General features: G+C 50.2%; 5 protein-coding genes. All 5 read right to left on the reverse strand.

Annotation, left to right across the window (positions count from 1 at the left end; all coding sequences use genetic code 11):
* Positions 1-392: ATP-binding cassette domain-containing protein (locus Q7V06_RS07100; RefSeq protein ID WP_304840024.1), on the reverse strand; the 392-nt coding region annotated here is incomplete at its 3' end.
* Positions 389-1,192, reverse strand: a complete 804-nt coding sequence (locus Q7V06_RS07105; RefSeq protein WP_304840026.1) for an ABC transporter permease — start codon at positions 1,190-1,192, stop codon at positions 389-391. The genes Q7V06_RS07100 and Q7V06_RS07105, both read right to left, overlap by 4 nt.
* On the reverse strand, positions 1,189-2,139 hold the full coding sequence (locus Q7V06_RS07110) for an ABC transporter permease (RefSeq protein WP_304840028.1): 951 nt from the start codon (positions 2,137-2,139) through the stop codon (positions 1,189-1,191). Before Q7V06_RS07110 ends, Q7V06_RS07105 begins: the two co-directional genes overlap by 4 nt.
* 6 nt (positions 2,140-2,145) lie before the next feature.
* Positions 2,146-2,970, reverse strand: a complete 825-nt coding sequence (locus tag Q7V06_RS07115) for a bifunctional 2-polyprenyl-6-hydroxyphenol methylase/3-demethylubiquinol 3-O-methyltransferase UbiG (RefSeq protein WP_304840030.1) — start codon at positions 2,968-2,970, stop codon at positions 2,146-2,148.
* On the reverse strand, positions 2,954-4,657 hold a 1,704-nt coding region (locus tag Q7V06_RS07120), incomplete at its 5' end, for an ABC transporter substrate-binding protein (protein WP_304840032.1). The genes Q7V06_RS07115 and Q7V06_RS07120, both read right to left, overlap by 17 nt.

The raw sequence follows: 4,657 nt of genomic DNA on the forward strand, positions 1-4,657 counted from the left end.
GATGCACCGAGAAGCCCTTCATCTTTTGAGAGACCACGATGAAGCCTGAGGGGTTCTGCGACCTGCCTTCCCACCATATGGAGCGGGTTTAATGCCATTGAAGGATTCTGGAATATGACACCTATCTTTGCACCCCGGATCTCAACCATCGCCCTTTCATCAAGGGTGAGCATATCCTGATCCAAAAAGATGATCTTCCCGGTGACCTTTGCCTCTTTTGGGAGGAGACGGACGATTGCATGGGCAACCACCGATTTACCACATCCACTCTCGCCGACTAATGCAATAACCTCACCCGTATGGATGGTGAGTGAGACCCCGGAGACCGCCGAGACGATCTGATCTCCATGGAAGGTCACGGAAAGATTATGGATCTCAATGATCGCCTTCAATCCTGCCACACCTCCCTTGAATCCTCACCGAGAGAGAATGCAATTGCAGCGATCGCAAGAATACAGAGGGTGATACAGATCCCTGGCGGAAGGAACCACCACCACATATCACGGATAAAACCGCCCCGTGAGAATGCAAACGATATCATCATCCCCCAGCTGACATTATTCGGATCCCCAAGCCCAAGGAACGAAAGAGATGCTTCGGAGAGCATCGCTGCTGCTGTTGCCAGCATATACTTCGGTGCAACCACATGCATGATATTTGGGACGATCTCGCTTGCCATGATCCATGGATGGGAAAATCCCATGCATTGAGCTCCCATCACAAACCCCGACTCCCTGATCTGAAGCACTTTTGAACGGACAACTCGTGCGATCGACTCCCAGCCGAGGAGGCCAAGTATGAGGATGAGTATCCAGATGCTCGGTCTGAGAAATGCCGCAACGATGATGATCAGCGGGAGTTTTGGTATCGTCAATACCACATCGGTCATACCCATCAGCACCTCACTGACGCCACCTTTGTAGTATCCTGCAACAAGGCCGACAATCAGACCGATCACTGTTGCAAGCGTTCCTGCTGCAAAACCAACCAGAAGTGAGATCCGTGTACTATAGATCAGTTCGCTTAAGATATCCTGTCCGATATCGTTTGTGCCAAGGAGATGTTCTAATGAAGGGTCCTGATAGGGGAGTGACCGCTCCTTTAACCCATATGGTGCAAGAAGGCCGGGCACTGCTGCAAGAATGATGAAGACGATCATGAGGAAGAGTGCATACCGGTTTACCTGTATCATCTTCCCACCTCCCTGATACGGGGATCGATTACAGCAGAGATGAGATCCGCAGCAAGATTTGCAATGATCACCGTAATTGCAATGAGGAGGAGTGAGCCCTGGAGGATGGGGTAATCACGTCCAAGGACGGCGTTATAGATGAGAGTCCCCATCCCGTTCAAGGTGAATACGATCTCAACGACAAGGGCTCCGGAAAAGACGAAACCGAAGTCGAGTGCCACCTGAGCGATGAGGGGGAGCGAGGCGTTCTTCAGCACATGAACATAGAGGACGCCCCGATCAGTACACCCTTTCGCACGTGCATATAGTGCATAGAGGCTTGCCTTCTCAAGGATCGTACTCCCCCTCATGATCAGAATATTTCTGGATGCAGCAAAGAGGGACATAACAAGGATCGGCAAGAAGAGATGGTGGGCGATACTTGCAAGGGTCGGCTCCGTATAGAGGCCTTTGAATGGGAATAAGCCGAGGCGGAAGGAGAATACAAGGAGGAAGAGGAGGCCAAGGAAGTACGCAGGCGTACAGGAGATGACGAGAGAGAGGACCGATATCAACCGCCCCATCCTCGTCTCTGAACGCCAGCCGGTATATGCCCCGACGAGAAATCCGATGATCGCTCCGATGATGATCGCGATACCAACGAAGAGGAGAGTCCAGCCCATCCGCGAGATGATCAGATCAAAGACCGAACTCTTCAGGATGTATGAGTATCCGAGATCGAAATGGAGGAGCGATGAGATATAGATCTGGAACTGCTCAAAAAGAGAACGATCCAGTCCAAGCTCCCTTCGGATCTCCTGTAATGCCTCTTCACTCACATAGACATCCTCACCGATGATGTTCCAGACCGGGTCACCCGGCATTGCCCTTGGAAGAGCAAAGTTCAGTGTGATGATACAGATGAGGCAGACGGCATATCGAATCAGGCGGTTTGCAATATAACCCATAGCGGATCACTGCTCCGGCACTGTGGAGTCTATCGGATCGGCATCCTTCAGTACAGAGATCATCGCATCGGTGACCTCACAGGATACGGTGGAATCACCGTTCAGTCTCCCGTGATCTTGTAAGAACGCCAGAATATCTTCACTCCTTTTATCAGATTCCTGGTACCGTCTCAGATAAATCGGGATGGGTAATGAATAAGTTCGTTTGAAGTAATCCACACGATAGGAGGAGCCGAGCTGATCAAGTGCACGGGTAATATAACGATAACCGGCTCTTGGTTTATCACCGAAGACATAGCGGTCCACCGGATCCGGTTCTCCCGCACGATAGATGAGGAAGAATCCTCGTCGGGTTGTATCGATCATTCGCTGGATAAAGCCCTCGAGATCGGGGTCGATCATCGAGTAGGCAGAGAGGGCATAGTCGACCTCTCCGATGAGTGTGGATGACTGATCGCTCCAAAGATCCTCATGATAGCGGATATTTATCAGCCCTTTCCCTTCAGCTTTCTGTTTCAGGATACCGAGATGGTATGCCGAGGGGTCGAGTGCGATAACTGAGTATCCACGTTCTGCAAGCGGAATCGCAAAAGCACCTGTTCCAGCTCCTATATCAAGTATAGTCGATGCAGGGTGCATATAACCTGAGATTGAGGATACGATCGCACCAGGATAGCCGGTGATACCGATCACATCATCCATGTCCCCAATACTTCGCCAGAAATCGTCATGACTCATCTTCTTCTCGATAAGAGAGCGGTAATAGGTGGAGGAGATAAGAACCTCCTCCCAGCTAACCATCCGATCGGACATCTTATACAGGCCTGACATTAAGGAAAGTCTCATGGGTGTAGATCCCAAAGAGCGGCTGGTAATACCATCCGGTGTATTTTTTATTATAAGGAATCACATCCTGCTTCCAGTACAATGCAATGGCAGGAAGATTCTCGTTGAAGTAGTCCTGCACTTCCTCAGCATAGATCTTCATCTGGTTCCGATCGGTTGTACTGAGGATGTCGTCACAGAGCTGGAGATAAGTTGGATCATCAAGGTTATGCAGGACACCCTGTCCGGTTCGCCTCGAATCGAAGTATCCGGTACCCCAGCCTGCATGCATCAGCATCCCCCAGGGGGTGGCTGCTGTTGCAGTCAGATCATAATTGTAATTGTCCTTCCGGCTGACCCATGTCGCAGTATCAACCTGGGTGACCGTCACTTTGATACCCACAGCTTCGAGGTACTCTTTAAGTAGCGGGCCGATCCGTTCATATCCGCCTCTGACCACAAGTTCAAGGTTAATTGTCTCACCATTCTTCCCTTCAACAAAACCATCCCCATTGATATCTTTATATCCTGCATCTGCAAGGATCTGTCGTGCATTTGCTGGGTTGTAGGTGAGCTGTGGTGTTGCCTTGTAATGATCCATACCTGGTGGAACGAATCCACGGTTTGGCACTGTCCCATACCCGAGGGTCTCTGTTGTGATCAGTTCCTGATAGTTGATCGCTTTGGCAAGGGCCTCTCTGAACTGGAGATCATCCATCGGAGCCCGCTTGAGATTCGGTGCAAGGAACGTCAGTCCGATACTCTGCCTCTGGAGGATATTGAAGTTCCCGGTGTTCACCAGCCGCTGGACATTTGCATACGGATATGAATTTGCATACTTGTAGTACGAATCAACCACACCGGACTCAAGAGCAAGAGCGGCTGCATTATCATTTGCATACCAGTGGATCTCAACGGTTCCGAAGTAGGGCTGTTGTCCTTTCCAGTGTGGGTTCTTCTTAAACGTCAATATTGCCGCATTCAGATCGACATCCTCGATATAATAGGGTCCATGTGCGACGAAGGGGCCGGGTGAATCATAGGTGGTTGGGGAGTCGATCTCCTCCCAGATGTGCTTTGGTATCAGGTTGTAGGTATTGAACTCCAGATTGATTGTGGTGTATGGCTTGTTCCAGACGAACGTAACCGAATTATCCTCTTCTGATATCCGGGTACTGAGAAGGGTCTCTTTGATCCAGCCTGCATTCGGCTCATGTTCCCCGAGATACTCAAAGGTGAAGACGACATCCTCCGGTTTTACCCGTCTTCCATCGCTCCAGAAGAGATTATCCCGAAGATAGAATGTCCACTCGGTATTATCCCCGGATACCTCATATCGTTCAGCTGTGAGCCCGCTGATCAGACCACTACTCTCCATCTTCATTAAGGGCATATTTGACACCTTTGCAAAGATGCCGATGTAGTAATCACTATAGAATTTCGTATCCAGTATAACATTCGATGTGGCAATCTTCAGTACATTCGTATTCTCAGGGGGTTCAGGGAAGCCGAGCACCCTGCATGCAGCCACCTGGAGTTCAGATGCGGCATAATGGATGAGATCATCGCCCAGGTACGTCGAACGCATGTACGGGAGAATCGCTTCTCCAAGTTCGTCATGGTTCATATCCGGCAGAGCAGATGCAGGGGCGATCAGCACCGAGCAGATGAGCAGCAGCAGAAGAGCAGTACT

Origin of the sequence: Methanocalculus sp. (assembly GCF_030651615.1) — an archaeon.
Classification (GTDB): domain Archaea; phylum Halobacteriota; class Methanomicrobia; order Methanomicrobiales; family Methanocorpusculaceae; genus Methanocalculus.

Coding starts and splice junctions, on each gene's coding strand:
- Q7V06_RS07105 (WP_304840026.1), bottom strand. CDS start 1,192: ATGATACAGGTAAACCGGTATGCACTCTTCCTCATGATCGTCTTCATC.
- Q7V06_RS07115 (WP_304840030.1), bottom strand. CDS start 2,970: ATGTCAGGCCTGTATAAGATGTCCGATCGGATGGTTAGCTGGGAGGAG.
- Q7V06_RS07110 (WP_304840028.1), bottom strand. CDS start 2,139: ATGGGTTATATTGCAAACCGCCTGATTCGATATGCCGTCTGCCTCATC.